Source organism: Pseudomonas sp. NFACC04-2 (genome assembly GCF_900119265.1).
Taxonomy (GTDB): domain Bacteria; phylum Pseudomonadota; class Gammaproteobacteria; order Pseudomonadales; family Pseudomonadaceae; genus Aquipseudomonas; species Aquipseudomonas fluorescens_AA.
In genome coordinates this window covers 129,324-155,602 of the sequence record NZ_FPJC01000005.1, presented here as the reverse complement: position 1 = coordinate 155,602, position 26,279 = coordinate 129,324, and the positions used below count along the sequence as shown (strand labels likewise).

At 62.2% G+C, this 26,279-nt stretch carries 25 protein-coding genes and 1 pseudogene; 17 read left to right on the top strand and 9 right to left on the bottom strand.

The window, feature by feature from the left end; translation table 11 throughout:
* Positions 1-5 precede the first annotated feature (5 nt).
* The 8 genes from cpaB (at position 6) to BT125_RS09480 (ending at position 7,826) form a co-directional block, all read left to right on the top strand.
* Positions 6-821 (top strand): Flp pilus assembly protein CpaB, encoded by an 816-nt coding sequence (cpaB, locus tag BT125_RS09515; RefSeq protein WP_072406380.1) that lies wholly within the window; start codon positions 6-8, stop codon positions 819-821.
* A gap of 70 nt (positions 822-891) precedes the next feature.
* The gene (locus BT125_RS09510; RefSeq protein ID WP_072406378.1) at positions 892-2,208 is read left to right on the top strand and encodes a TadE/TadG family type IV pilus assembly protein; all 1,317 of its coding nucleotides are present in this window, start codon (positions 892-894) and stop codon (positions 2,206-2,208) included.
* Between the two features lie 8 nt (positions 2,209-2,216).
* Positions 2,217-2,696: a TadE/TadG family type IV pilus assembly protein gene (locus BT125_RS09505; protein ID WP_060741202.1), complete on the top strand. Its 480-nt coding sequence runs from the start codon at positions 2,217-2,219 to the stop codon at positions 2,694-2,696.
* On the top strand, positions 2,696-3,190 hold the full coding sequence (locus BT125_RS09500) for a TadE family protein (RefSeq protein ID WP_072406376.1): 495 nt from the start codon (positions 2,696-2,698) through the stop codon (positions 3,188-3,190). Before BT125_RS09505 ends, BT125_RS09500 begins: the two co-directional genes overlap by 1 nt.
* A complete protein-coding gene (locus BT125_RS09495; RefSeq protein ID WP_072406374.1) occupies positions 3,184-4,404 on the top strand; it encodes an AAA family ATPase in 1,221 nt (406 codons plus the stop codon). Before BT125_RS09500 ends, BT125_RS09495 begins: the two co-directional genes overlap by 7 nt.
* A 3-nt stretch (positions 4,405-4,407) precedes the next feature.
* Positions 4,408-5,850, top strand: coding sequence for a TadA family conjugal transfer-associated ATPase (locus BT125_RS09490; protein ID WP_072406372.1), 1,443 nt, complete (start codon positions 4,408-4,410; stop codon positions 5,848-5,850).
* Positions 5,847-6,833, top strand: coding sequence for a type II secretion system F family protein (locus tag BT125_RS09485; RefSeq protein ID WP_072406370.1), 987 nt, complete (start codon positions 5,847-5,849; stop codon positions 6,831-6,833). Before BT125_RS09490 ends, BT125_RS09485 begins: the two co-directional genes overlap by 4 nt.
* Positions 6,834-6,860: 27 nt before the next feature.
* The gene (locus BT125_RS09480) at positions 6,861-7,826 is read left to right on the top strand and encodes a type II secretion system F family protein (RefSeq protein ID WP_072406368.1); all 966 of its coding nucleotides are present in this window, start codon (positions 6,861-6,863) and stop codon (positions 7,824-7,826) included.
* A 667-nt stretch (positions 7,827-8,493) separates the two neighbouring features.
* On the opposite strand, the gene BT125_RS09475 is transcribed toward BT125_RS09480, so the two are convergent.
* From BT125_RS09475 to BT125_RS09450, 6 genes are all read right to left on the bottom strand, one after another.
* Positions 8,494-8,763, bottom strand: coding sequence for a DUF3613 domain-containing protein (locus BT125_RS09475; RefSeq protein ID WP_060741209.1), 270 nt, complete (start codon positions 8,761-8,763; stop codon positions 8,494-8,496).
* Positions 8,764-8,785: 22 nt separating this feature from the next.
* Entirely contained in the window at positions 8,786-9,499 is a 714-nt protein-coding gene (locus BT125_RS09470; RefSeq protein WP_072406601.1) for a tetratricopeptide repeat protein, read from the bottom strand.
* Positions 9,500-9,555: 56 nt separating this feature from the next.
* Positions 9,556-10,779 carry a type II and III secretion system protein family protein gene (locus BT125_RS09465; RefSeq protein ID WP_072406366.1) on the bottom strand — a complete coding sequence of 408 codons (1,224 nt, stop codon included), beginning with the start codon at positions 10,777-10,779 and terminating at the stop codon, positions 9,556-9,558.
* 411 nt (positions 10,780-11,190) lie between these two features.
* A complete protein-coding gene (locus tag BT125_RS09460; protein ID WP_072406364.1) occupies positions 11,191-11,829 on the bottom strand; it encodes a LysE family translocator in 639 nt (212 codons plus the stop codon).
* Between the two features lies 1 nt (position 11,830).
* Positions 11,831-12,601, bottom strand: a complete 771-nt coding sequence (locus BT125_RS09455) for a 2OG-Fe(II) oxygenase (protein WP_072406362.1) — start codon at positions 12,599-12,601, stop codon at positions 11,831-11,833.
* Between the two features lie 66 nt (positions 12,602-12,667).
* Positions 12,668-13,294 carry an alanyl-tRNA editing protein gene (locus BT125_RS09450; RefSeq protein WP_072406360.1) on the bottom strand — a complete coding sequence of 209 codons (627 nt, stop codon included), beginning with the start codon at positions 13,292-13,294 and terminating at the stop codon, positions 12,668-12,670.
* A 90-nt stretch (positions 13,295-13,384) separates the two neighbouring features.
* On the opposite strand from BT125_RS09450, the pseudogene BT125_RS09445 reads away from it, so the two are divergent.
* Positions 13,385-14,383: pseudogene (locus BT125_RS09445) on the top strand (LysR family transcriptional regulator).
* A 171-nt stretch (positions 14,384-14,554) separates the two neighbouring features.
* On the opposite strand, the gene BT125_RS09440 reads toward BT125_RS09445, so the two are convergent.
* Positions 14,555-14,962 (bottom strand): PA2817 family protein, encoded by a 408-nt coding sequence (locus tag BT125_RS09440; protein ID WP_003204309.1) that lies wholly within the window; start codon positions 14,960-14,962, stop codon positions 14,555-14,557.
* 102 nt (positions 14,963-15,064) lie between these two features.
* The gene (locus tag BT125_RS09435; RefSeq protein WP_072406358.1) at positions 15,065-17,512 is read right to left on the bottom strand and encodes an acyl-CoA dehydrogenase; all 2,448 of its coding nucleotides are present in this window, start codon (positions 17,510-17,512) and stop codon (positions 15,065-15,067) included.
* A gap of 317 nt (positions 17,513-17,829) precedes the next feature.
* Here BT125_RS09435 and BT125_RS09430 point away from each other — a divergent pair, with 317 nt between their 5' ends.
* The 4 genes from BT125_RS09430 to BT125_RS09415 all read left to right on the top strand — a co-directional run bounded on the left by BT125_RS09430 (position 17,830) and on the right by BT125_RS09415 (position 21,007).
* Positions 17,830-18,489, top strand: a complete 660-nt coding sequence (locus BT125_RS09430; RefSeq protein ID WP_072406356.1) for a transglutaminase-like domain-containing protein — start codon at positions 17,830-17,832, stop codon at positions 18,487-18,489.
* A gap of 44 nt (positions 18,490-18,533) precedes the next feature.
* Entirely contained in the window at positions 18,534-19,157 is a 624-nt protein-coding gene (locus tag BT125_RS09425) for a glutathione S-transferase family protein (RefSeq protein WP_072406599.1), read from the top strand.
* A 135-nt stretch (positions 19,158-19,292) separates the two neighbouring features.
* Positions 19,293-20,225: an ABC transporter ATP-binding protein gene (locus tag BT125_RS09420; protein ID WP_072406354.1), complete on the top strand. Its 933-nt coding sequence runs from the start codon at positions 19,293-19,295 to the stop codon at positions 20,223-20,225.
* A 2-nt stretch (positions 20,226-20,227) separates the two neighbouring features.
* Positions 20,228-21,007, top strand: a complete 780-nt coding sequence (locus tag BT125_RS09415; protein WP_053124195.1) for an ABC transporter permease — start codon at positions 20,228-20,230, stop codon at positions 21,005-21,007.
* A 177-nt stretch (positions 21,008-21,184) separates the two neighbouring features.
* On the opposite strand, the gene BT125_RS09410 is transcribed toward BT125_RS09415, so the two are convergent.
* The gene (locus BT125_RS09410) at positions 21,185-21,700 is read right to left on the bottom strand and encodes a DUF2062 domain-containing protein (protein ID WP_072406352.1); all 516 of its coding nucleotides are present in this window, start codon (positions 21,698-21,700) and stop codon (positions 21,185-21,187) included.
* 144 nt (positions 21,701-21,844) lie between these two features.
* Here BT125_RS09410 and BT125_RS09405 point away from each other — a divergent pair, with 144 nt between their 5' ends.
* From BT125_RS09405 to lpxK, 4 genes are all read left to right on the top strand, one after another.
* A complete protein-coding gene (locus BT125_RS09405; protein ID WP_072406350.1) occupies positions 21,845-24,091 on the top strand; it encodes a DNA internalization-related competence protein ComEC/Rec2 in 2,247 nt (748 codons plus the stop codon).
* Positions 24,092-24,186: 95 nt separating this feature from the next.
* Positions 24,187-24,822, top strand: coding sequence for a MotA/TolQ/ExbB proton channel family protein (locus tag BT125_RS09400; RefSeq protein WP_170866818.1), 636 nt, complete (start codon positions 24,187-24,189; stop codon positions 24,820-24,822).
* Entirely contained in the window at positions 24,819-25,247 is a 429-nt protein-coding gene (locus BT125_RS09395; protein WP_053123850.1) for an ExbD/TolR family protein, read from the top strand. The genes BT125_RS09400 and BT125_RS09395 overlap by 4 nt, the downstream gene beginning before the upstream one ends.
* Positions 25,247-26,257 carry a tetraacyldisaccharide 4'-kinase gene (gene lpxK, locus BT125_RS09390; RefSeq protein ID WP_072406346.1) on the top strand — a complete coding sequence of 337 codons (1,011 nt, stop codon included), beginning with the start codon at positions 25,247-25,249 and terminating at the stop codon, positions 26,255-26,257. Before BT125_RS09395 ends, lpxK begins: the two co-directional genes overlap by 1 nt.
* Positions 26,258-26,279: the final 22 nt, after the last annotated feature.

Genomic DNA, 26,279 nt, shown 5'->3' with positions numbered 1-26,279 from the left:
CCGACATGAGCTCTCGTACACTTCCGCTGATTGGCGTTTCCCTGGTAATGGGCCTTGGTGCCGCATGGATGGCTGACGCCTGGCTGAGCGCACGACTCAACGCGTCCCCCGATGATCATTTGCGAAGCGTGGTGGTCGCCACGGTGGAAATCCCCTTCGGGCAAATGGTCGAGGCCCAGCAAGTCACCACCGTGCGCATGCCCATGGACACGATCCCGGACGACGCTTTCGATGCCAGCGAACAGGCCGTGGGCAAGATCGCCACCTTCGACATCCTGCGCGGCGACATCGTGCGGGGCGCGCGTCTGAGTGAGCACTTGGGCGGCAGTACCCTGGCTTCGCTGATCGCGCCGGACAAACGCGCCATTTCGGTCCGCGTGGATGATGTGGTCGGCGTGGGTGGCTTTCTCTTGCCGGGCAACCGGGTCGATGTACTGGCGACCAAGACCACCAGCGCCGGCAGCAACAGCGCCACGTCCCGGACCATCCTGGAAAACCTGCGGGTGTTGGCGGTGGACCAGACGGCGGGCACCGACAAGACCCAGCCGGTGGTGGTGCGGGCCGTGACCCTGGAAATGTCAGTCACCGAAGCCGAAGCGCTGGTCACTGCGCAAACCGAAGGCAAGCTGCAACTGGCGCTGCGCAACCCATTGAACCTGGAGAAGAAAGCCGTGGCCGTTGCGCCGCCAGCCCCTGCGCCGGTCATGGCCATGGCGGCCGCCCCGGTGCCAAAACCTGTGGTGCAGCGCAGTGCCAAGCCGCAAGGCGGGGCAATCACGCTGATCCGAGGGGTTGAAAGCAGTGTGATCAATGTCCGCTGAGTGACGCCTCCACGCCAGGCCCTTGCGGAGCGTGGCGATGCCGATCCTCAACGTAGTAGATGAGGGCTCGATGATGAATGCCAATATCCGGCGCCAGGGAGGGGCGGTGAGTGTACTGATGGTGATCGCGCTGGTAGCGATTTCCATGATGGCGGCCTTGGCCCTGGATGGCGGGCACATGCTGCTGAACAAGACGCGCCTGCAAAATGCGGTGGATGCCGCGGCCTTGGGCGGCGCCAAGACCCTGAGCCAGGTGAGTGGCGGCATCAACATGGCCAGCACCACCCGCGCGGCGGCCCTGGACACGCTGAACAGAAATGCCAACGCCTCAGGCAACACCGAGCTGGCCACCGCGGTCGCCGGCAACCCGGGGGCGTTTGCCGTGGTGGAACTGTCCAGCAGCGTCTATGGCCCGTTCTCCTATCCCGGGCCTAGCGATGCCAAATACGTGCGGGTGTCGGTGGCCAGTTATCAATTGAACGGGTTTTTCTGGAGTTTCGTGCAAACGATGGGCAGCGCCGGCTTGGGCAACAAGCGCGTGGCGGCGATTGCAACGGCAGGTCCCAGCCCCACCTCGCCTTGTGACTTGGCGCCGTTGATGGTGTGTGGCGATCCCACTCAATACAACCCTGGCGCCGGCAACTTCTGGGGGTACCAATTTGGCGACCTGGAGGTCTTGAAAACGGCGGCGGGGAACACATCGCCCATTGGGCCGGGCAACTTCCAATTGCTCGACTTCGGCTCGGGCGGCAGTGCGGTCCGGGAGGACCTGGCCGGCGGTGGCTCGGTTTGCCGCAGTGTCGGGAGCGACGTCCAGACGGCGCCGGGTAATAAAGCCGGCCCTACTTCCCAAGGCTTGAACACGCGCTTCGGTATCTACAACGGCCCGGTCAGTTCTTCGGACTACCCACCGGACCTGGTCACAGCGTCAGGCACCCCGGCGATCACCTACAACGATGCGCTCTCCCAGGCGCAATACAAAGGCAAAGCCGTCACTTCGAGCAACGGCGATCTTTCGGCGGGCGGCGAGGCGATACAGGACTACAACGACTGGCGGGCCCAGGTCGCCGCCTGTGTGGCGGGGGGCGCCAGCGGCTGCCAAAGCAACGGGGTTTTCGAGCGTCGGATGTTGAAAATCGTGATTGGCGATTGCGCCGGGAAACTGAGCGGCTCGACGTCGATTCCAGTCTTGGGGTTCGGTTGCTATTTCGTCGTGCAGCCGGTGGACGGCGGTGGTTCGGAATCCATCATCTTCGGCCAGTTCGTCCAGGAGTGCGAAGGCGACAACGTACCCGGCCCTACGCCGTCCACCGATGCCGGCCCGCAGATCATCCAACTCTACAAAACCTATCTCAACGGCAGCGGCACGCCGAGCACCGACTCGTAGGAGGCGTCATGGGACTTTCTCAGTTCAAACCCGCGCAAGCCCAACAAGGCGTGGCGCTGGTGGAGTTCACCCTGGTGCTGCCGTTGTTGCTGTTGTTGCTGCTGGCCTTCGGCGAGTTCGGCCGCATGCTCTACCAGTACAACGTGCTGTTGCAGGCCAGCCGCGATGCCGATCGCTTCGTCGCCAGCCAGGCCTGGAACTCCACCCTTGGCACCGTCGCCTTGGGCAGCACGCTCCTGACCCAGACGAAAAACGTCGCGGTGTATGGCGTGCCCAGCGCGACGGGAACCGCCGTGGTGTCAGGCTTGACCACGGCGAATGTGCAGGTCGCCGCCGAGGGCATCGATCATGTGCGCGTCACCATTACCTACACCTTCTGCCCGGTGATTGGCGCGGGCAACTGCGCGGGTTCGATCCCGGGTTTTTTCGGCAATGCCATTCCACTGGGCATCCAGTTGGTGGCGACGACTGTCATGAGGGCGCTGTGATGAATTACAAACACATGCGCGGCACTTACATCGTGGAGTTCTCCTTCGTGGGCTTGCTGGTGTTCATCCTGCTGTTCGGCGTGGTGGAAATGGGCCGGCTGTACTTCACGGTCAATGCGCTGGATGAAGCGGCGCGCCGTGGCGCGCGGCTGGCGGCGGTGTGCAATGTCAGCGATCCGGTGGTCTTGCGCCGGGCCATCTTCAACGCCGCGACGGACGCCGGCACCAGCCAACTGATCAGTAACCTGGCGACCTCGAACCTGGCGCTGACCTACCTGGACGTCAACGGTGCCGTGGTAGCGAACCCCGCCGACACGTCCGGCGCCACCGGCTTTCGAGCCATTCGCTATGTCCGGCTGAGCGTGCAGAACTTTGTTTTCAACCTGTTCATTCCCGGCTTGGGCGTGCCCATTACCTTGCCCACGTTCAGGGCAACCTTGCCACGCGAAAGCCTTGGGCGTCATTCCGATTCCGGGGAGATCACACCATGCTGAACACCAGGGAAAATCCGCTTTCGACCACCACTGGCAGAGCCGGGCTGCGGATACTGATCAGCAGTCGCGATGCTACGTCCCTGCGCGACCTGCAATGTGTCTGCCAGCGCATGCCTGGCCTTGAGGTCAGCACGCGCCTGGTCAGCAACGGCCATGTCGATCCGCTCTACGGTCTGGACCGGATGCCCGACTTGTTGCTACTGCGGGTCAGCCACTTGTGGCGCGAAGAGCTGGCGGCGTTGCTGCAGCGCCCGGCCCATGAGCGTCCCCCGCTGTTGGTCTGCGGTCCGCTGGGTGAACAGGAAGGCATGCGCCTGGCGATGCAGGCCGGCGCCCGCGATGTGCTGCCCGAGCCGATTGCCGAGACGGAATTGGTGGCGGCCCTGAATCGCCTGGTGGCGGAAGTCCGTCTCGGCAACGGCAACGAAGGGAAGCTGGTCGCGGTGATCAGCGCCAAGGGCGGCTCCGGTGGAACCCTGGTGGCGTGCAACCTGGCCCAGCAGCTCAGCGCCCGGGCAGGCAATACGCTGTTGCTGGACATGGACCTGCAATTTGGCAGCGTGACCCATTACCTGGATGTGGCCCAATCCCACAGCCATCTGGAAGTGCTGCAGCAGATCGATGAGATGGACAGTGTCGCGCTGCGGGGTTTTTGCAGCCACTTCAGCCCGACCCTGCATATCCTGGGAGGCCGGGCCGGTGAGTTGTGCCTGCCCCAGGATGCCCAACCCGAACAGCTCGATGCCCTGTTGCAACTGGCCCGCGCCAGTTATGACTGGGTGGTGGTGGACCTGCCGCGGCAGATCGATCACCTCACCGGTTCGGTACTGGAACAGGTGGACCGGGTGTACGTGGTGGTGCAACAGAGCGTCAGCCACCTGCGTGATGCCAGCGCTCTGGTGCGGATCCTTCGCGAAGACCTGGGTGTGCGCGGGGAGCAGTTGCAGATCGTGATCAATCGCTATGACAAAAACGCCGCCGTCAGCCTCAAGGACATCGGCGAGGCCCTGCGCTGCGCGAACCTGTCGAAATTGCCCAATGACTTCAACCTGGTCAGCCAGAGTCAGAACACTGGCGTACCGTTGGGGCTGCATGCGCCGAAGGCGGCCATCACCGCTGCCCTGCGCGATTTGACCGAAGACCTGGTCGGTCACCAGATGGCCACGGACAAGGGCCTGCTTAAACGTGCCTTCAACCGTTTTTTCGGGGGATGACCCATGATCAGCGACTTTCGTAACCGCTTGCGCAAACAGCCCGCCAAACCTGGCACTTTAGCGGGTGCTCAGCCCGGCGACGGCCTGCCGGACCCGACAGACGCGTTGATGGCCTGGGAGCAGGCCATTCCGGACGTGCTTTACGAAACCCGCAGCCAGGTCACTCCGGTGGAGGCCGAGTGGCGGGAAAAGATCTACCAGCAACTGCTCAAGGTCATGGACCTGTCGTTGCTCGATGCCCTCGAGCAGGCCGAGGCCGCGCGGCAGATCCGCGATATCTGCCAGCGCCTGCTGGAAGAACATTCGGCGCCAGTGAGTACCGTCAGCCGGCAATTGATCATCAAGCAGATCACCGACGAAGTGCTCGGCCTCGGGCCGCTGGAACCGCTGTTGGCCGACCATAGCGTGTCCGACATCCTGGTCAACGGGTTTGCCTCGGTCTATGTCGAGCGCTTCGGCAAGCTGCAACGCACCGACGTGCGTTTTCGCGACGACCAGCATTTGCTGAACATCATCGACCGCATCGTGTCCAGCCTGGGGCGCCGTATCGACGAGTCTTCGCCGTTGGTGGACGCCCGGCTCAAGGACGGTTCGCGGGTCAACGCAATCATTCCACCGCTGGCCATCGACGGCCCGAGCATGTCGATCCGGCGCTTCGCCGTGGACCTGCTCAACACCGACAGCCTGATCCAAGTCGGCACCATGACTCCGGCCATTGCCTTGCTGCTCAAGGCAATTGTGCGCGGGCGCCTGAACGTGCTGATCTCCGGTGGGACTGGCAGTGGCAAGACCACCATGCTCAACGTGCTCTCCAGTTTCATCCCCCATAACGAGCGCATCGTCACCATCGAGGATTCGGCCGAGCTGCAACTGCAGCAGCCCCACGTGGTGCGCCTGGAAACCCGGCCGTCGAACATCGAGGGGCGCGGTGAGGTGAGCCAGCGGGAATTGGTGCGAAACAGCCTGCGCATGCGCCCGGACCGGATTGTCATCGGTGAGGTGCGTGGCGCCGAGGCGATGGACATGCTCACGGCGATGAACACCGGCCACGACGGTTCGCTGACCACCATTCACGCCAACACCGCACGGGATGCGCTGGGGCGAATCGAGAACATGGTGTCGATGACCGGGGCGACATTTCCGATCAAGGCCATGCGTCAACAAATTGCCTCGGCCATCGATGTGGTGATCCAACTGGAGCGTCAAGAAGACGGCAAGCGACGCGTGGTCAGCATGCAAGAGATCAACGGGATGGAAGGGGAGATCATCACCATGACCGAAATTTTCTCCTTCGTGCGCCAGGGCATCGGCGAGCACGGCGAGGTGCTTGGAGAATATCGGCCCAGCGGCATGATCCCGGCCTTCCGCGATGTGCTGGCCAAGCGCGGCATCGAGTTGCCGCTGACTTTGTTTCGCCCTGAGTGGATGGAGGGCCGCACGTCATGAGCAATATCCCCAGTGAGTTCATCCTGATTTTCCTTGGCATGGTGTTCATCGCCGTGTTCCTGCTGTCCCAGGGCGTGGTGGTGCCGGTGTTCGGCGAAGCCGGCAAGATGCGCAAGCGTATTCGCGGGCGCCTGCACGTGCTGGAGAAGGCCAACCACTTGCCCAACATGCAGACCGTGTTGCGGCAGAAATACCTGACGCGCCTTTCACCCCTGGAAGCTCGCCTGGAACAACTGCCGTTCATGGCCAACCTGACGCAACTGATCGAGCAGGCCGGCCATGAATACCGGGCTTATCGGGTCATGCTGCTCGGTCTGGTCCTGGGGGCGGCGGCCGGTGCCTTGGTGCTGATGGTCTCGCCGGTCTGGTGGATGGCGCTGCTGGCGACCTTTGCGCTGACCTGGGCACCAGTGTTGAAAATCCTGCGTGACCGCAACAAGCGCTTCGCCGCGTTCGAGGAAGGTTTGCCGGATGCGCTGGACGCCATGTGCCGAGCCTTGCGCGCCGGCCACCCGTTCAATGAAACCCTGCGTCTGGTCGCCGAGGAGCACAAGGGGCCGGTCGCCCAGGAGTTCGGCATGACGTTTTCCGACATCAACTATGGCAACGACGTGCGCCGGGCCATGCTCGGGCTGCTGGAGCGCATGCCGAGCATGACGGTGATGATGCTGGTGACGTCGATCCTCATCCACCGCGAGACCGGCGGCAACCTGACCGAAGTGCTGGAGCGTTTGAGTCGGCTGATTCGCGGGCGTTTCCGGTTCCAGCGCAAGATCAAGACGTTGTCGGCGGAAGGGCGCATGTCGGCCTGGGTGCTGGTGGCGATCCCGTTCGTGCTGGCGATCGCCATTGTGCTCACCAGCCCCAGCTACATGCCAGTGCTGATCAATGACCCCATAGGACACAAGCTGATCATCGGCGCGTTCTGCGCCATGTTGATCGGGATTATCTGGATAAGAAAGATCATCCGGATCCAGGTTTAAGCGCTGTTGCGCCAAGAGGTTTCAGTCATGGACTTTTTGCTCGGATTGTTGAGTCGGTTGACCGGCAACGAAGAACTGGCACGGCTGTTGTTCATCGCCGCGATTGGCCTCAGCACGGTGCTGGCGGCCGTCGCGCTCCTGCTCTTGATGCTGGGCCTGCAGGATCCGGTACAGCGGCGCCTGGCGCTGATCAAGCGTGGTTACGCTGGCAGCACGACGGGGCAGGAGGCGCCGGGTAACCTGCAGCTCTTGCTGGAACGAGTCGGCCAACGTTTTGCCTCCACCGACCAGGCCCACACGTCCGCGACCCAGACCTTGCTCACCCACGCCGGTTACCGCTCTGCCTCGGCGGTGCAGATGTATTGGGCGGTGCGCCTGATGCTGCCGCTGTTGCTGGTCGGCATTGCGTTGTTGCTGCTGCCGATGGTCAAGGTTTCAGTGGCTATCGGTCTGCTGGCGGTGACCCTCATCGCGGGCATCGGCTGGCTGCTGCCGGCGATCTACGTCGGCAAACGCAAGCAGGCACGGCAGGGCCGGTTGCGCGCGGCGTTCCCGGATGCACTGGACCTGATGGTGGTCTGCGTCGAGTCGGGCCTGGCCCTGCCCACGACGATTGAACGGGTGGCTGAAGAGATGTCGGTCAGCCAGGTTGAGTTGGCCGAGGAACTGGCGTTGGTCAATGCGCAGATCCGGGCTGGCATCACCAGTACCGAGGCGCTCAAGCAACTGGCCGTGCGCACCGGACTGGAGGATATCCAGGGCCTGGTCAGCCTGCTGGCACAAAGTATCCGTTTCGGCACCAGCGTGGCCGATACCCTGCGGATCTACGCCGATGAGTTTCGCGACCGGCGGACCCAGGCCGCGGAAGAAATGGGCGCCAAGATTGGTACTAAGCTGATCTTCCCGCTGATCTTCTGCCTGTGGCCGAGCTTCTTCCTGGTCGCCATCGGCCCGGCCATGATTGGTGTGTTCAGGGCCTTCGGGAATATGTAGGTCGGTGAGTGTCCATGAGTCTTGTGTTCACCACAGGCCCATTGTGGGAGCGGGCTTGCTCGCGAAGGCGGCCTGACGGCTGGAGTTGCTCTTGTTGACTGAGTACATATCCATTGCTGCGGTAACGGCTGCTTAGGGTTTCGCCCTGACGGCGACTCACTTTCGAAAATCCGGAAGCCGGCCCAGGCGAAAGTAAGCAAAGCGCTTTTTGCCCCACCACTCGGTGCCTCGCCTAGGCTCGGCATGCCCGAACGAAGGCATTGCTCCGTGGGCCCGCCGCGAAGGGCCATCCATGGCCCAGCGCGGCTATCCCGGCATCCATGCCGGGATGCCCACTACGCAATACCTACGTTCGGCCATCGTGGTTAACGGGGCGCCCGAGATCAACATCCACCCCGAGGCGGCCTAGTAGCCGACCTGGCTCTCGCGGTCGTACACCCCATCTGTTTGAGCAGGACCTGTGGGAGCAAAGCTTGCTCGCGATAGCGGTGGGTCAGTTGCATGAGTGTGGGATGTGATGCCCTCTTCGAGAGTAAGCTTGCTCCCCCAGGTTTTTCCGGTGGTCCGCCGACCGTGCAAGCAAAAAGACCGCAGCCCTCGGCAGTTCCTACATCGGATCAAATGTAGGCGCTGTCGAGGGCTGCGGTCTTTTCGTTTTCTGCGTGTTTCATTTGCTGCTGGTGATCTCTCCGCCCGAGTCCTGGTCAAAGAACTCCGGGATCGGATAGTTGAAGCTGTTGAGCCAACGCTGCATGGCCATCTCGCGTTCGGCGGCCGAGGCGGTTTGCAGGTTGGTGGAGGCCACCACGCCGCGAATCTGCAGTTGCATCCAGCTCTCGGTGCCTTGCTGTGCGGCCGAGGAGGGACCTGGCTCAATGGCCCAGGCGGCGGTGGACAGGCTCACCATGCACACGATCATCAATTGTTTGGTCATCATTTCTTGTACTCCTCGTAACGCTCTACTTGACCGCGCCGGTTGAAGCATCGACGACCTCGGTCAGGTGGTTGACGGGTGACGTCGCTGCCTGAGTGGCCGAACCTCTGATTTTTTCCGCACGGGCTTGGGCATCTGCCACTTGCTGGGGGCTGAGTTTGGCCATGTTCGCGAGCTCGGCGGCCTGCTTCCAGTTGTCCTGGTAAATCAGTAGGGTCACCATGTTGAGCGCGGCCAGGGTGTCGGACTGCTGGAGCTCCATGGCGGTCATGAACTCGAAGCGGGCTTCTGGAATGCGTCGCTGATTGAGGTAGACGACCCCCAGGTCATTGCGGATCTTGCCTTCGGTCGGGGCCATTTTCGCGGCGTGTTCGAGGTATTGCGTCGCGGCCGCATTGTCATTCTTGGCAGCCGCCAACTGACCCAGGCCATGTTCACCGTCAGCGGCCAGGCATGTCCCCAGCAGGCTTTTGTACAACGGTTCGGCCTCGTTGCGGCCCATCAGGCGCAGTACCCGAGCCTTGCGCAGACGGACCTGGACCAAATCCTCGGGCAAGCGTTCGAGGTTCGCCAGGCTGGCGTATAAACGGCCCTCGTTGGCCATGTCTTCGGCCATGTTCAAGGCCAGTTCCTGGTCGGCTCCGGGCTTGGCGCAATCGGCCGTGCGTGAAGCCACCGCGCCGTTGCTGGCACAACCGGCAAGCATCAAGGTCGCCGCTAATGCGATCACTGTTTTCATGGAATACCCCTTGGCGAATCGTTGGACGTCACACGCGTTGCACACCAGGCGCCGGTTCATTGGGAGAGCCCGTTGCGGTTGTCGAACTCGCCATGTTCGAGGAAGTACATTCGGTAGAAATTCGGGTCGTAATTACGCAGTTGCTCACCTGGCAAGGTCGGCAGTTGCGCGTCGGCCGCCAACGGTTGGACCAGGTGCGGCGTGACGATCATCAGCAGTTCGCGCTCTTCGCGGTTGATGGAGTTGTCACGAAAGAACGCGCCGAGAATCGGTACGTCGCCCAGCCCTGGAAACTTGTTTACCTGGGCGCTGTTGCGGGTGCTGATCAGGCCGCTGATGACGAAACTTTCGCCATCGGCCAGGGCGATGCTGGTATCGGTACGGCGCACGGTGAGTGCTGGCACCAATGTTCCGGCGATGTTCACCGCGTTGGTGAAATCCAGCTCACTGACTTCCGGTGCCACCTTCAAGGCGATTCGATTCTTACCGATGACGGTGGGAGTCAGCGTCAGGCGAATACCGAATTCCTTGTACTCGATGGACACATTGTCACTGCCGGCACTGGGTACCGGAATCGGCACTTCGCCGCCGGCCAGGAAACTCGCGCTCTGCCCGCTGAGGGCCACCAGGCTCGGCCGCGCCAGGGTATAGGCAAAACCGCTGCCTTCCAGAGCGTTGATCATCAACAGGGTCTTACCGGTGGCGAAAGACAGGTTGAACATGTCGTTATTGACCGGCAATGAAGGCCGGACAACACCGCCGATGGTGGGCAAGGTCCTCGGCGAGCCGAACAGGAAATTGCCACGGGTGCCGAAAATCGACGTCGAGGCTTCCTTGAGCTTGGTCCGGCTGACTTCAACGAAACGGATGTCGGTCTGTACCTGGGCGAGCAGCATCGGGTCTTCGGAAGGCATGCTCGCGGCGCCCGTCAGCGCCTCAGTGGCCCGGCCTTTGACAAAGACCATGCTCTGGCGCGGTATTTTCGAACAGTCGGTCCAGACCATCAGGCTGGTGGCGCCGGGTGCCAGGCCCGTGAGGATGAAGGCATCGCTGCCACTGGGTTGCACATCGGCAATTTTCGGGTCACCGACAGCCAATTTTGTCACGGGGGCGAGGATACGCAATTCGTTCTGGAGCCCTTGGCCGACCTCGAAGGTCGCCGGCAAATTGTCCAGTTGCGAACAATTCGCCGCTGCGGCCTGAGCCGCATCCAGGCCAAGGCCCATCCAGAACAGACCATGAATGAAATGTTTTAAAACGGGGGCGGTGCGCTGGGTCATGAAGTGATCCTCAATAAGAGGCCATCCCTAGGCTTACCATTGCCTCGGATCACTTAAGAGGCCCGGGCTACCCCTTTCCAACTCGCCAGACCTTTTATGAATGCCGGCTTCAGGCCTCGTCGCTACAAGCAAACGGGCGCATTACACCGGCCCGACTGAACGACAGGCAACTGGCGAACAACTCTTCTGAGCCCCGGAACATCCGGGAATTGTCGAGGGCAGTGACAGTATCGATCAGGTCGCTTGAGGCCCTTTTTACCGGCCCCGTCCTCGCTCCTGTTTCACGTTAGTTCAAGCATGGCAAAGCGCCACGCTCCAGGACAAAAAAATGACTAAAAGCTGACGGAAGGAAAAAGCCAATCAGGTTAGCGTCAATAATATGTCTTTTTGTGTGGTTTTCGGCTGACGAGTTCACATGGAAAGGATCAGCCGTCCGGCAAAAAGAATCAGCACCACCCCCATGGTCCGCTCGAACCAGTGGCCCATGCGCATGAAGACTTCTCGCACCTTGACGCTGGAAAAAAACAGCGCCACGACGACAAACCACAATGCATTCACCATGCACATCCAGATCCCATACAACGCCTGGATTTGCAGCGGTGTCGTCGCGCTGATCAAGGTGGTGAAGATCGCCAGGAAAAACAGCGTGGCCTTGGGGTTGGTGGCGTTGGTCAGGAAGCCGGTGACAAAAGCCTTGAAGGGCGTTTGCCCGGTAGCGGCCTGTTCGTTGTTCTGTTCTTTTTCAAGGGAGGACTTGGGTTGGCTGCACAGCAGGTTGATGCCCAAGTAGAGAATGTAGGCGCCGCCCACGACCTTGGCGGCGGTCAATAACCACGCGGTGGTATGCATCAGCGCGCCGACGCCGAGCAAGGTGTAGAGGACATGCACCGAGATGCCAGCACCGATGCCCAGCGCAGTGCAGATACCGACCCATCGGCCGAAACGAACGCTCTGGCGAATCGTCACGGCGAAATCCGGACCGGGCGCGACCACCGCCAGAAAGTGCAGGGTGGCCAGGGTCAGGAATTCACCAAGGTAGTTGGATAGCATTTCAGCTCCAAAAGGTCAGGGGCGAGGAGTCGCCGCGATAACCGACAAAAAAAGAAAGGCTCAGGCGTGGGGCGGCCACACCGGGGCTGACCGAATGCATGCATCGCGAATTGAACATGATGAAGTCGCCGGGTTGCGGTCGTACTTCCAGGGTTGGGCGGCCGAGTAGGGCGGGGTCGATGCCGTAGCTGTCGCCGCGCATTTCATCGAACAGGTCTGGCGAGACATGCTTATCCCACATTTGCAGCGAGCCACCTTCAGAGGGCATGTTGAGGTAGACGTTGCAGGCGAGCTGGGCTTGCAGGCTGTGGGCCTGAAAACTGTCGGGTGCATCCTTGGCGAAAATATCGTGATGGGCCAGGAAGCACACGCCGGGTTTCACCACGCGAGACAGGCCTACGTACATCTTCCGGCCATAAAGGCTTTCCAGGTGTGCTCCCGCCGGCCAGGTTTCGTCGAGCATGCAGCGCAACATGTCGACCGGTGAGGAGTAGGGGGCACAGCGGTTGCGCAGCTCGACGATATTGCGACCGGCCTGGCTGAAGTAGTCCTCGATCAGTGGCGGCTGATTCTCGGCTTCGTAGAAGGCCATGCCGATGCGCCCGATGCTGGGGGCGTTGATATAACCTTCGAAACCGGGGGCAAGGATCTTGTTGCCAATTTCGATGGCCAACGATTGCGACAGGAAGTTTTTCAAACGCACGGCGAGCACTTCGCCATCTATCAGTTTCTTGATGCACCACTGATCGAGGTGCTCGACATCAAGCATCATGAGACAGGTCCGTCTGAATAGGGGGAGGGGCCTGCGAGCGGTTCCTGGTCGCTAGGGCGGCGGGTATCAGGCCACGTGGTAATGCACCGACAACGTGCCTTTCTTTTGCGAAAGCGAGGCGATGGTGACGGCTCCCAGTTCTCGCAGCCGTCGCACATGGGTGCCGCCGCAGCCATAAGCCGTCAGCTCACCGAAACCGACTTCCCGGGTGCCTTGGCGAAGTGCGATCAGGCGAGGCAAGTCTTCGGCGATCCAAGCATCGATGCCCTGCTGGATGATCGATGTGTCCAGCTCCTCGGGACGTTCCCCAGGCTGGAACTGCACACGGCTTTCGCCGGGCCAGTGGTGGGCCTTGATCGGTTTCCAGCCACGGCTTTCGGCAAAATGGCCGATCAGGTGCCCGGCCGAGTGCAGGCGTGAATTCAGCAGCCGCCGCTGCTCATCCACGCGGATCGCGGCCATGCCGGGGGCTACTGGGCGGTCGACGTAATGAATGATCTGTTGCCCGTCCTGAACGACGCGCAGTACTTGGCTGTCGCCGATCCATCCGGTGTCGCAGGGCTGACCGCCGCCCTGGGGGTGGAACAGGGTGGCGCGCAGCACCACGGCGAATTCGTTTTCCAGGGGGCTGCAGTCCAGGACTTCCACGTTGGCCTTGAGGTCATCGCTATGGAAAAAAAGGCGAAGCGTCATGGTCCATACCCACATCAGAAATTGTGACGGGATTATAGGTAGGGTGTAAAAGGGTGATAATCCGTTCAAATTTCAAAGGACTGTTGCGCCATGAGCACAAATCTACCGTTGCCGTTGCTCGCCGAAATGGCGATCTTCGTCAAGGTTGTGGAGACCGGCAGCTTTTCCGAAGCGGCCCGTCAGTCAGGCTCGTCGCCTTCGGCCATCAGCCGCAGCATTTCTCGCCTGGAGAAAGCCCTGGCGACCCGATTGCTGCAGCGCACCACTCGCAAGTTGCGTTTGAGCGATGGCGGGGAAGAGGTGTTCAAGCGCTGCCAGGAGATGGTCGCCGCCGCTCGGTCGGTGATGGAAATCAGCGGCCAGTTCACCCAGGAAGCGGAAGGGCGCATTCGCGTCAGCGTGCCCAAGGCAGTGGGGCGTTTCGTGATTCATCCGCACATGCCTGAATTTTTGCGGCGTTATCCGAAGGTCGATGTGGAGTTGTTCCTGGAGGATCGGCCGGTCGACCTGATCGATGATCACGTCGACCTGGCCATCCGGATTACCGATCAACCATAAGCCGGGTTGGTGGGGCGCCAGCTGCTGACCATTGACCACCTGCTCTGCGCCACGCCGCAATACCTGGCGGAACACGGTGTTCCCACGCATCCCCACGATTTGCTGGAGCACAGTTGCATTTACTTGGGCGAAACGCCCAATGACGCGCGTTGGAAATTCAAGAAAGGCAGCAAGTCGGTCACCGTAGGCGTGCGCGGACGCTACGCGGCCAATCACACGGGGGTGCGGTTGGGGGCCGTCTTGCAGCACATCGGCATCGGTAGCCTGCCGTACTTCACCGCCCGCCATGCCTTGGAACAGGGCTTGATCGTGCAGGTGTTGGCCGACTGGACGTTCCTCGCTTCGTACCACGGTGGCTTGTGGTTGCTGCATTCGCCGACCCGCTACCTGCCACCGAAGCTGCGGGTGTTCATTGATTATCTGGTGGAGTGCCTGGCGAAGGAGCCGACCTTGAACAAGGTGGGGGGAGGGGAGCGTTCCAGCAAGGTCGCGGCGCACTATGAGTTGCCGGAAAGTGATGGGTTGTTCTGACGGGCCTCATCGCGAGCGAGCTCGCTCCCACAGAAGGTCATGATCAACCGCAGCCAGTGTGGGAGCGAGCTTGCTCGCGATGAGGCCCGTCCAGGCAACACCCTTCGACAAGGCCAAAAAAAAAGGCCCGCCGGTTTAACCGTGCGGGCCTTTTTGCAGGACGGATCGCAATCAGTGCTTGCTGTCCTGGTCCGACATCGCCAGCAGTTGCTTTTCCTGGTTCCAGTCGAAAGGCTCGTCGTTTTGCTCGGCTTCGAAACGACGTTCTTCCAGGGCCTGGTACAGGGCGATTTCTTCGTCAGGCATGTAGTGCAGGCAATCCCCGGCGAAGTACCAGAGCAGGTCGCGAGGCACCAGGTGGGCGATCTGTGGGTAACGGACGATCACTTGGCACAGGAGGTCCTGGCCCAGGTACTGGCTTTCGATCGGGTCGACGGGCAATTGCGCGCGCAACTCGTCAAAGCGCTCTAGGAACAAGGCGTGGCTTTCTTCGGGCACCTGTTCGGCCTCACCCACGGCGACCAGGATGCTGCGCAAGTGGTCAAGCAAGACAAGGTGATCGGCAACGACATTGGACACGAGATAAGTCCTCAAGAGCAAAACGGGCGCAGGAGTATAAAGCCCTTGCGCTCGCTTTTATAGTGAAGAGCTATGGGTGACGAGCGTACCTGGCCGTCAGTATCAACGGACCTTGTCTGGCGCCAGCGTCAGTTCGGCCTTGTCGAAATCATCCACGTCGATGACTTTGCGCCGCGCCGCCTCGGCCGCGCGCAAGGTCTGGGCTTCACCGGCTTGCAGCACGCCGGCCTCCAGGGCCGCATCGATGAGGGGTTCGCCAGGCGCCGGATTGAGCTGACCCTGCTTGAACGCACCGTGCAGTTTCTTGTGCAGCGGATGGGCGGCCGCCAGCAGGTCAGCGGCGTGTTGCAGGGCACCCACCGGATCGTCGGTCGATTGCGGGCGATAGCAGCCCTGCAGCAACTCTTCGAGAGTCGGGTCACCCTTGGGCCGGCCGATGACCGCAGCCACCTCGGCGTCGAGCCTGTCGCTCGGGCCCTTGTGGCGACGACCGAAGGGGAACACCACCAGGCGCAACAGGCAACCCAGTACCCGGTTCGGGAAGTTGCTCAGCAATTCATCCAGCGCACGTTCCGACTGTCCGAGGCTTTCCTCCATGGCCCAGGTGAACAGCGGCGTCATGTGGTCCGGCGAATCCAGGTCGTGATAACGCTTGAGCGCGGCGGACGCCAGGTACAGGTTGCTCAAGACGTCGCCCAGGCGGGCCGACAAGCGTTCGCGGCGTTTGAGCTCTCCGCCCAGCAGCATCATGCTCAAGTCCGCCAGCAGCGCGAATGCCGCGGCCTGCCGGTTGAGGGCGCGGAAATAACCCTGGCTCAAGGCATTGCCGGGGGCCTTCTCGAAATGTCCCAGGCCCAGGTTGAGTACCAGGGTGCTGGCGGCGTTACTGACGGCGAAACCGATGTGCTTGAGCAACAAGGCATCGAACTCGACCAGCGCCTGGTCCTTGTCTTCACGGGTTGCCAGGGCCATTTCCTTGAGGACGAACGGATGGCAGCGAATGGCGCCCTGGCCGAAGATCATCAGGTTGCGCGACAGAATGTTCGCGCCTTCGACCGTGATGAAGATTGGCGCACCTTGCCAACTGCGACCCAGGTAATTGTTCGGGCCCATGATGATGCCCTTGCCGCCATGTACGTCCATGGCGTGGCTGATGCACTCGCGACCGCGCTCGGTCAGGTGGTACTTGAGAATGGCCGACAGCACCGAAGGTTTTTCCCCCAGGTCCACGGCGTTGGCGGTCAGCATGCGTGCCGCGTCCATCAACCAGGCGTTGCCACCGATGCGCGCCATGGCTTCCTGGATACCTTCGAACGCCGACAACGGTACGTTGAATTGTTCGCGCACCTGGGCGTACTGGCCCGTCACCAGGCTGGTGAACTTCGCAGCGCCGGTGCCCACCGCCGGCAGGGAAATCGAGCGCCCGACCGACAGGCAGTTCATCAGCATCATCCAGCCCTTGCCGAGCATGGCCTGACCGCCGATGAGGAAGTCCAGTGGGATGAACACGTCCTTGCCCCAGTTCGGTCCATTCATGAACGCGGCGCCCAGGGGCAGGTGACGGCGGCCGATATTCACACCTGGGGTATCGGTGGGAATCAAGGCGAGGCTGATGCCCAGGTCTTCTTCGTCACCCAGCAGGTGGTCGGGGTCATACGCCTTGAAGGCCAGGCCCAGGAGCGTGGCCACCGGGCCGAGGGTGATGTAGCGTTTTTCCCAGTTCAGGCGCAGGCCGAGGGTTTCCTGGCCCTCCCATTCACCCTTGCAGATGATGCCGGTGTCGGGCATCGCCCCGGCGTCGGAGCCGGCCAGCGGCCCGGTCAGGGCGAAGCAGGGGATATCGTCGCCGCGGGCCAGTCGCGGCAGGTAATGGTCGCGTTGTTCGTCGGTGCCGTAATGCAGCAGCAGTTCCGCCGGGCCGAGGGAATTGGGGACCATCACGGTGGAGGCCAGGTCGCCGCTGCGTGTGGCCAGTTTCATCGCGACCTGGGAGTGGGCATAGGCGGAAAAGCCCTTGCCGCCATATTCCTTGGGAATGATCAGCGCGAAGAACCCGTGTTCCTTGATATGGGCCCAGGCTTCAGGGGGCAGGTCCATGGCTTGGCCGATCTGCCAGTCGCTGACCATCGCGCAGAGGGCTTCGGTAGGGCCGTCGAGGAACGCCTGCTCTTCCTCGGTCAGTTGCACCTTGGGGTAGGCCAGCAGCATGTCCCAGTCCGGGCGGCCGCTGAACAGTTCGCCATCCCACCACACCGTGCCGGCATCGATGGCGTCGCGCTCGGTCTCGGACATGGGCGGCAGGGTTTTCTGGAACCAGTCGAACATCGGCGCGCTGAAATACTTGCGGCGCAGGTCCGGTAGCAGCAGCGGGGCCGCGATAGCCGCGAGCACCACCCAGAGGATCAGCATCAGCCAGCCGGGCGCGTGGCTGAAAATGCCCATGGCCAACAGGTAGACCGCGACGATACCCAATGCGGGCAGCGGGGCGGTGCGCCGATGCGCCAGCCAGGCGATCCCGACAACCAGGACCAGTATCCACAACAACAGCATATGTAATCCTCCGTGAACCAAGGCAAAACCGACCTTCAGAGCTTAGACGGCATCTGCAAAACCGGCAGTCGGCGCGATGTGATTGATTTCGTGGGAAACCCTGGTTGCATTGCGCCAGTCTGGTTGGCAACAGCCGTGGGAAATCGTTCGTTAACAAGGTGAGAAAACGCCATTGTTTGGCCGGAATGCCGTTATCGTTGGGCCGGGCCGGTGGATAAACTCGTGGTTTCCCGATGCCAGTTCGCCAACCACTTTTGTGGCGAGGGAGCTGGTTCGGCATTACCTGCGGTGATGTTTCCCGAGAGGTCTTTCCTTATATGCAGCAATACCTGAACCCCGGCCGCTTTATCGACAGCGATCATCCCGCGGTCATCGATTTCGCCGAAACCCACCGTGGCGCCGAGCGCGATCCGCGGGCCCAGGCGGTCAGCCTGTATTACGCCGTGCGCGAGGCGGTGCGCTACAACCCCTATACCTTCAGTCGCGACCCGGCGACCCTGTGCGGCAGTTACGCGCTGGCTGCGAGTGAAAGCTATTGCGTGCCCAAGGCCACCTTGCTGGCCGGCTGCGCCCGGCATTGCGGCATCCCGGCGCGCATCGGCCTGGCGGATGTCCGCAATCACCTGTCTACGCCGCGCTTGCTGGAATTGCTCAGGAGCGACGTGTTCGCCATGCACGGTTATACCGAGCTGTACCTGAACGACCGCTGGGTCAAGGCCACACCGGCCTTCAACCAGGGCTTGTGCGCGTTGTTCGACGTGGCCCCGCTCGAGTTCGACGGTCGCCACGACAGCATCTTCCACCCGTTCAATCGGCAAGGGGCGAAGCTGATGGAGTACATCACCGACCACGGCCAGTTCGCCGACGTGCCCGAGGTATTCTTCTTCGAACACCTGGAAAAGTGCTACCCGCACCTGTTCGGCGAAGAGCAGCCGCGCTTGCTCGGCGACATGCAGGGCGATTTGAGGCGCGCCTGATCCGGCGTATGCTGCTGCGGCATTTATCCATCGAGGACGCCGTGATGCTGAAGATATGGGGCCGGAAAAATTCATCGAATGTGCGCAAGGCACTATGGTGCGCAGAAGAGTTGGGGCTGGCCTACGAGGCCATCGACGCGGGTGGGGCGTTCGGTGTGGTGGACACGCCCGAGTACCGCGCGAAAAACCCCAACGGCCGCGTGCCGATGATCGAGGATGACGGCTTCGTGCTGTGGGAATCCAACACCATCGTGCGTTACCTGGCGGCCCGTCATGCGTCGGGTTCGGCCTGGTATCCTGCTGACGTACAGGCCCGGGCCCAGGCTGAAAAATGGATGGACTGGACCACGTCCAGCTTTGCCGCACCGTTTCGCACGGTGTTCTGGGGCGTCTTGCGCACCCCGGCCGAACAACGGGATTGGACGGCCATCCATGCGGCGATCAAGGAGTGCGACGATTTGCTGGCGATGGTCGAGCGGACCTTGAGCGAACAGCTTTACCTGTCGGGTGATGAAATCGGCATGGGCGACATTCCCTTGGGCAGTTTCATTTATGCCTGGTTCGAGATGCCCATCCAGCGCGCCGAGCGGCCTGCCGTACAGGCTTGGTACGCGCGGTTGCAGCAGCGCCCGGCCTACCGCAAAGCCGTCATGACCGCGTTGACTTAATACCTACTATCAACACACTTGACTGTACTTGTGCGGCGACGCCAAGCACCATTGCCTTGGTGCGCCGTGTTGCATTGCTCGCCGCCCGCCCTTATCTATTCTTTTCTTCCCTCCCTTCTTGGTGCGTAATCCGATATGAGTTCCGCTCTGTCCATCCGGCAGCTAACCAAAACCTACGGCAACGGTTTCCAGGCCTTGAGTGGTATCGATCTGGACGTCGCCGAAGGTGATTTCTTCGCCTTGCTCGGCCCTAACGGTGCTGGTAAATCCACCACCATCGGCATTCTTTCCACCTTGGTGAACAAGACCAGCGGCACGGTGAACGTCTTTGGCCACGACCTGGATCGCGAGCCCGCAGCCCTCAAGCGCTGCATCGGCGTGGTGCCCCAGGAATTCAATTTCAACCAGTTCGAAAAGACCTTCGACATCGTCGTGACCCAGGCCGGTTACTACGGTATCCCGCCAAAGATCGCCAACGAGCGCGCCGAGCAGTACCTGACCCAATTGGGGCTGTGGGACAAGCGTGACGTGCCGTCCCGTTCACTGTCCGGCGGCATGAAGCGTCGCCTGATGATCGCCCGCGCGCTGGTGCATGAGCCGCGCCTGCTGATACTCGACGAACCGACCGCTGGCGTGGACATCGAACTGCGTCGCTCGATGTGGAGCTTCCTGACCGAGCTGAACCAGAAAGGCATCACCATCATCCTCACCACCCACTACCTGGAAGAGGCTGAACAGTTGTGCCGCAACATCGGCATCATCGACCACGGCACCATTGTCGAGAACACCAGCATGCGCCAGTTGCTCAGCCAACTGCATGTGGAAACCTTCCTGCTGGACCTGAAGCACGACCTGAAGACCGCGCCCCAGCTCATCGGCTATCCGGCCCGCCTGGTGGACAGTCATACTCTGGAAGTGCAGGTGGACAAAGCCGTGGGCATCACCGGGCTGTTCACCCAACTGGCCCTGCAAAACATTGAAGTGCTGAGCCTGCGCAACAAAACCAATCGCCTCGAGGAGTTGTTCGTGTCCCTGGTGGAGAAGAATCTGGCGAAGGTGGCGGTATGAGCATGAGTTCCGAACTGCGCCCCAACCTCATCGCCCTCAATACCATCGTTTACCGCGAAGTCCGGCGTTTCATGCGGATCTGGCCGCAGACGCTGCTGCCGCCGGCCATCACCATGGTCTTGTACTTCGTGATCTTCGGTAACCTGATCGGCCGGCAGATCGGCGACATGGGTGGCTTCACGTACATGGACTACATCGTGCCGGGGCTGATCATGATGTCGGTGATCACCAACTCCTACGGCAACGTGGTGTCGAGTTTCTTCGGCAGCAAGTTCCAGCGCTCGATCGAAGAGTTGATGGTCTCGCCGGTGTCGCCCCATACGATTCTCATCGGCTACACCTTGGGCGGTGTCCTGCGCGGCCTGGCGGTGGGCCTGATCGTGACCCTGCTGTCGTTGTTCTTCACCGATTTGCAGGTGCATCACCTGGGGGTGACGGTCTTGGTGGTGGTGCTCACGGCCACGATCTTTTCACTGCTGGGGTTCATCAATGCCGTGTTTGCGCGCAACTTTGATGATATTTCAATTATCCCGACGTTCGTGCTCACGCCGCTGACCTACCTGGGCGGGGTGTTCTACTCGATCTCCTTGTTGCCACCGTTCTGGCAGACCGTCTCCCTGGCCAACCCGGTGCTGCACATGGTCAATGCGTTCCGCTACGGCATCCTCGGGGTGTCGGACATCAAGATCAGCATCGCCATCACCTTCATGCTGGTGGCCACCGTGGTGCTCTACATCGGCTGCGCGCGGTTGCTGGTCAGCGGGCGCGGCATGCGCACCTAACCTTTAACCCCTGACCCCCGTGGGAGCGAGCTTGCTCGCGATGACGGCGGCACATTCAGCATCAATGCAAGCTGACCCACCGCTTTCGCGAGCAAGCTCGTCCCACAGGGGATTTGGGGTGGAAGCAGTCCATGCACCACAAAAAAGGCCTCCATCCCAGGAGGCCTTTTTTGCATCTCACATCCGGCTTTTCTTGCGCCGCCGCCACTGTCGGGCCACCCACCAGCGCCAGTAACTCATGGTGATGAAGTAGGCCAGGGCGCCGAGCACCAGGCCGGTCACCACCGAGCCCAGCAGGAATGGCTGCCACAAGGTGGATAACTGGCCGCTGATCCATTCCCAGGTCAGTTCTTCGGGCAGTGTCCGGGCAGGCACGTCCATCAGCCAGGCGCCGGTCTGGTAGGTGCAGAAAAACACCGCCGGCATGGTGATCGGATTGGTCAGCCACACCAGGCTCACCGCAATCGGCATATTGCCGCGCACCGTGACGGCCAACGCGGCGGCCAGCAACATCTGCAACGGGATCGGCAAGAACGCGGCAAACAGGCCAACAGCCATCGCCCGGGCCACGGAGTGCCGATTGAGGTGCCAAAGGTTGGGGTCGTGCAGCAAGGTGCCGAGAAAACGTAAGGACTTATGTTCCCGAATGCTCTCTGGGTCTGGCATGTAACGTTTGAATAGGCGCCGGGGCATAGGCTTCTCGGTCGGTTCAACGCAGTAAGGCCGCAAGTATGTCTGGATTCTACGGCTGGCAGATTCAGACTTTGTGACAATTGATAACGCCAGGGGTGCCGCTGAGCGTCTATGCCTGAAGAGGGGCACTCTCAAGGACGGGTTATGCGCACAGGGTTGGTCGCGCTTGCATTGGGGTTGTTGGCCCCGATTTGTTTACCGGCACTACCGCCGTTGTGGCTGGTGACAGCCATGCCGCTGCTGGCGCTGATGATGTTGCCGTTTCGAACCTACCCGCTGGGTTTTTTCCTGTTCGGGCTGGCCTGGGCCTGCCTGTCGGCGCAGTGGGCGCTGGACAATCGATTACCCGCCGCCCTGGACGGAGAAACCCGCTGGGTTGAAGGGCGCGTCGTCGGTTTGCCGCAACAGGGTGACGGCGTGGTGCGCTTCGAACTGGCCGATGCCCATTCACGTCGTACCCGCTTACCGACAACGATGCGCCTGGCCTGGTTCGGGGGGCCGCCCATCAACAGTGGCGAACGATGGCGATTGGCGGTGAAGCTCAAGCGGCCCGCCGGGTTATTGAATCCACACGGCTTCGACTATGCCGCCTGGTTGTTGAGCCGTGGCGTTGGCGCGACCGGTACCGTCAAGGACGGGCGTCTCCTGCACGCGGCCCGGGGCGCCTGGCGTGACGAGGTGCGCCAGGCGCTGGCACAGGTCGACGCCCACGGCCGCTCCGGCGCGCTGGCGGCATTGGTCCTGGGCGACGGCGGCGGGCTGAGTCGCGAGGATTGGCAGGTTTTGCAAGACACCGGCACCGTTCATTTGCTGGTGATCTCCGGGCAGCACATCGGCCTGCTGGCCGGCCTGGTGTATCTGTTGGTGGCCGGCGCGGCGCGTTATGGTCTGTGGCCGGCGGGGCTGGCGTGGTTGCCTTGGGCTTGTGCGCTGGCCTTTTGCGCCGCCCTGGGCTACGGCTTGCTCGCCGGCTTCGAGGTGCCGGTGCGACGGGCCTGCGCGATGATTGGCCTGGTGTTGCTGTGGCGCTTGCGTTTCAAGCAGCCGGATCCGTGGTGGGCATGGCTGTTGGCTTTCACCGGGGTACTGGTGTTCGACCCGCTCGCCAGCCTGCGGCCAGGGTTCTGGTTGTCGTTTGCGGCCGTCGCCATCTTGATGTTCACCTTTGGCGCTCGCCTGGGGCCCTGGCGCTGGTGGCAAACCTGGACCCGTGCCCAGTGGCTGGTTGCGGTCGGCCTGTGTCCGTTGCTGTTGATCGTGGGCTTGCCGGTCAGCCTCAGCGGGCCGCTGGTGAACTTGCTCGCGGTGCCCTGGATCAGCCTGCTGGTCTTGCCGCCAGCGCTGCTCGGCACGGCATTGTTGCCGCTGCCGCTCATCGGCGAAGGCCTGCTGTGGATCGCCGGCGGGTTGCTCGATCTGTTGTTCAAAGGACTGGGGCTGATTGCCGGACGAGTACCCACCTGGGTCGCCGTTGCGGTCCCGCCGTGGGCCTTGGGCATCGCCGCTTCAGGGGCTTTTTTGCTGCTGCTGCCCAAAGGCGTGCCGCTGCGTGTGCTGGGGTGGCCGATGGTGCTGCTGATGGTGTTTCCCCCGCGAGAACACCTGCCGCAAGGGCACGCCGAGGTCTGGCAGCTGGACGTGGGCCAAGGGCTGGCGGTGTTGGTACGCACCCGGCATCACAGCCTGCTTTACGACGCCGGGCCGCGCTTTGGCGAGGCCGATGTGGGCGAGCGCGTCGTACTGCCGACCTTGCGCAAGCTCGGTGTGCACGGTTTGGACCTGATGCTCCTCAGCCATGCCGACGCCGATCATGCCGGCGGCGCCCAAGCGGTGCGCAATGGGCTGCCGACGATGGAAGTCATCAGTGGCGATCCCGACGCGCTGCCCGATGAACTCCAGGCCGGGCCTTGCGACAGCGGCAGGCGCTGGGAATGGGATGGCGTCGGGTTCGAGCTGTGGCGCTGGGCATCTGCTGTCGAAAGCAACCAGAAGTCCTGCGTCCTGCTGGTGGAGGCCGGCGGCGAGCGCCTGCTGTTGACCGGCGATATCGACACCCTTGCCGAGCGCGCCCTGCTCGACGAGGCCCTGGCGCTACCGATCCAGTGGCTGGCCGCGCCTCATCACGGCAGCCGCAGTTCGTCGTCGATGGCGATGTTGTCGCGCCTCAAGCCGCATTCGGTGTTGATCTCTCGAGGGCAGGGCAACGCGTTCGGTCACCCCCATCCCCAAGTGATGGCCCGCTACCGCCGCTCGGGCCTGGCGATCTACGACAGCGCCGAGCAGGGCGCCATTCGTCTGCAACTGGGCGCGTTCGAGTTGCCGCGCACCGAGGCCGGGCACCGGCGTTACTGGCGCGATCCGCCCGTTGTCGGGCCACCAGGGCAACATTGATCCAGGGCAATCGGCTGATGCGCTTATCGGCGGGGCGGGTCTGCAAGGCGAGTCTGTGTGATAAAGTGGCGCACTTTTTCGAGGGGGCAGTCACTGTGTGGGAATTGGTCAAATCCGGCGGCTGGATGATGTTGCCGATCATTCTGAGTTCCATCGCGGCACTGGGTATCGTTGCCGAACGCCTGTGGACCCTGCGGGCCAGCCGCGTGACTCCGGAGCATCTGCTCGGGCAGGTCTGGGTCTGGATCAAGGACAAGCAGCTGAACAAGGACAAGCTCAAGGAGCTGCGGGCCAGTTCGCCGCTGGGGGAAATCCTCGCCGCGGGCCTGGCGAACTCCAAGCATGGTCGCGAGATCATGAAGGAGTGCATCGAGGAAGCCGCCGCCCGGGTCATCCATGAACTGGAGCGCTATATCAACGCCCTGGGCACCATCGCTGCCATGTCCCCGCTGCTGGGCCTGCTGGGGACGGTGCTGGGCATGATCGACATCTTCAGCGCGTTTACCGGCTCTGGCATGAGCACTAACGCCGCGGTGCTGGCCGGGGGGATTTCCAAGGCCCTGATCACCACCGCCGCCGGCCTGATGGTGGGTATTCCGGCGGTGTTCTTCCATCGGTTCCTGCAACGGCGCGTCGACGAGTTGGTCGTTGGCATGGAGCAGGAAGCCATCAAGCTGGTCGAGGTGGTGCAGGGTGACCGTGACGTGGATCTGGCTGGGGGCAAGCAGTGAAATTCCGCCGCAAGCCACGGGAAAACATCGAGATCAACCTCGCCTCGCTGATCGACGTGGTGTTCATCCTGCTGCTGTTTTTCGTCGTGACCACCACGTTCACCCGGGAAACCCAGCTCAAGGTTGAATTGCCGCAAGCCGTCAGCGGCTCGCCGGCCGAAGACCAGCAATTGAAGAACCTGGAAGTCACCATCAGCGCCGAAGGGGCGTTCTCGGTGAATAACCAGTTGCTGCCCAAGAGCGACCTGGCGAGCCTGATCGAGGCCCTGCAGAAAGAATCCGGCGGCGATACCAACCTGCCGCTGTCCATCAGCGCCGACGGCAAGACCCCTCATCAATCGGTGATCACCGCCATGGACGCGGCGGGCAAGCTCGGTTTCAGCCATCTGCGCATGACCACGGTCGAGGCGGCTCCCGCACCCTGATGGCCATGTCCGATCGATTGCTTGCCGCGTGGTACGAGGGCCACCCGGCCCTGACCCTGCTACGGCCCTTGGAGTGGTTGTACCGGCGGGTGGTGGTGGGCAAGCGCGAGCGTTTCCTCGCGGGTGAAGGCCAGATCTACCAGCCCCCGGTGCCGTTGGTGGTGGTGGGCAATATCACCGTGGGTGGCACTGGCAAGACGCCGTTGATCCTGTGGCTGATCCAGCACTGCCAGCGCAGTGGCTTGCGAGTCGGGGTGGTCAGCCGGGGTTATGGCGCCAAGCCGCCGCAACTGCCGTGGCGGGTCGCGGCCGAGCAGGGCGCCGATGTCGCGGGAGACGAGCCGCTGTTGATCGTCCAGCGCACGGGCGTGCCGTTGATGATCGACCCCGACCGTAGCCGCGCGGTCCAGGCGCTGCTGGAGGCCGAGCCGCTGGACCTGATCCTGTCCGACGACGGCATGCAGCATTATCGGCTGGCCCGGGACCTTGAGCTGGTGCTGATCGATAGCGCCCGGGGCCTGGGCAACCGGCGTTGCCTGCCCGCCGGGCCATTGCGCGAGCCGGTCGAGCGCCTGCAATCGGTCGATGCCGTGCTGTACAACGGCGCCAGTGCCGACCGCGAAGATGGCTTCGCCTTCCAATTGCGCCCCACCGAACTGGTGAACCTGGCCAGTGGCGAACGCCGCCCCCTCGACCATTTTCCACCCGGCCAAGCCCTGCACGCCGTGGCCGGCATCGGCAACCCCCAGCGTTTCTTCAAGACCCTCGAAACGCTACACTGGCGGCCAATACCGCACGGGTTTGCCGACCATGCCGAATACAGCGCCCAAGCCTTGAACTTCATGCCATCCCTGCCGGTGGTCATGACGGAAAAAGACGCGGTCAAATGCCGTGCCTTCGCCGCGCCCGACTGGTGGTACCTGGCGGTGGACGCCGCGCCGTCGCCGGCCTTCGCAGCCTGGTTCGATACGCAGTTGATGCGCCTGTTGCCGGATCGGCTCTTGCCTTAACACCTTTTACCCAGGGGAATTC

Coding starts and splice junctions, on each gene's coding strand:
- cpaB (WP_072406380.1), top strand. CDS start 6: ATGAGCTCTCGTACACTTCCGCTGATTGGCGTTTCCCTGGTAATGGGC.
- BT125_RS09510 (WP_072406378.1), top strand. CDS start 892: ATGATGAATGCCAATATCCGGCGCCAGGGAGGGGCGGTGAGTGTACTG.
- BT125_RS09505 (WP_060741202.1), top strand. CDS start 2,217: ATGGGACTTTCTCAGTTCAAACCCGCGCAAGCCCAACAAGGCGTGGCG.
- BT125_RS09500 (WP_072406376.1), top strand. CDS start 2,696: ATGAATTACAAACACATGCGCGGCACTTACATCGTGGAGTTCTCCTTC.
- BT125_RS09495 (WP_072406374.1), top strand. CDS start 3,184: ATGCTGAACACCAGGGAAAATCCGCTTTCGACCACCACTGGCAGAGCC.
- BT125_RS09490 (WP_072406372.1), top strand. CDS start 4,408: ATGATCAGCGACTTTCGTAACCGCTTGCGCAAACAGCCCGCCAAACCT.
- BT125_RS09485 (WP_072406370.1), top strand. CDS start 5,847: ATGAGCAATATCCCCAGTGAGTTCATCCTGATTTTCCTTGGCATGGTG.
- BT125_RS09480 (WP_072406368.1), top strand. CDS start 6,861: ATGGACTTTTTGCTCGGATTGTTGAGTCGGTTGACCGGCAACGAAGAA.
- BT125_RS09475 (WP_060741209.1), bottom strand. CDS start 8,763: ATGATGACCAAACAATTGATGATCGTGTGCATGGTGAGCCTGTCCACC.
- BT125_RS09470 (WP_072406601.1), bottom strand. CDS start 9,499: ATGAAAACAGTGATCGCATTAGCGGCGACCTTGATGCTTGCCGGTTGT.
- BT125_RS09465 (WP_072406366.1), bottom strand. CDS start 10,779: ATGACCCAGCGCACCGCCCCCGTTTTAAAACATTTCATTCATGGTCTG.
- BT125_RS09460 (WP_072406364.1), bottom strand. CDS start 11,829: ATGCTATCCAACTACCTTGGTGAATTCCTGACCCTGGCCACCCTGCAC.
- BT125_RS09455 (WP_072406362.1), bottom strand. CDS start 12,601: ATGATGCTTGATGTCGAGCACCTCGATCAGTGGTGCATCAAGAAACTG.
- BT125_RS09450 (WP_072406360.1), bottom strand. CDS start 13,294: ATGACGCTTCGCCTTTTTTTCCATAGCGATGACCTCAAGGCCAACGTG.
- BT125_RS09435 (WP_072406358.1), bottom strand. CDS start 17,512: ATGCTGTTGTTGTGGATACTGGTCCTGGTTGTCGGGATCGCCTGGCTG.
- BT125_RS09430 (WP_072406356.1), top strand. CDS start 17,830: ATGCAGCAATACCTGAACCCCGGCCGCTTTATCGACAGCGATCATCCC.
- BT125_RS09425 (WP_072406599.1), top strand. CDS start 18,534: ATGCTGAAGATATGGGGCCGGAAAAATTCATCGAATGTGCGCAAGGCA.
- BT125_RS09420 (WP_072406354.1), top strand. CDS start 19,293: ATGAGTTCCGCTCTGTCCATCCGGCAGCTAACCAAAACCTACGGCAAC.
- BT125_RS09415 (WP_053124195.1), top strand. CDS start 20,228: ATGAGTTCCGAACTGCGCCCCAACCTCATCGCCCTCAATACCATCGTT.
- BT125_RS09410 (WP_072406352.1), bottom strand. CDS start 21,700: ATGCCCCGGCGCCTATTCAAACGTTACATGCCAGACCCAGAGAGCATT.
- BT125_RS09405 (WP_072406350.1), top strand. CDS start 21,845: ATGCGCACAGGGTTGGTCGCGCTTGCATTGGGGTTGTTGGCCCCGATT.
- lpxK (WP_072406346.1), top strand. CDS start 25,247: ATGGCCATGTCCGATCGATTGCTTGCCGCGTGGTACGAGGGCCACCCG.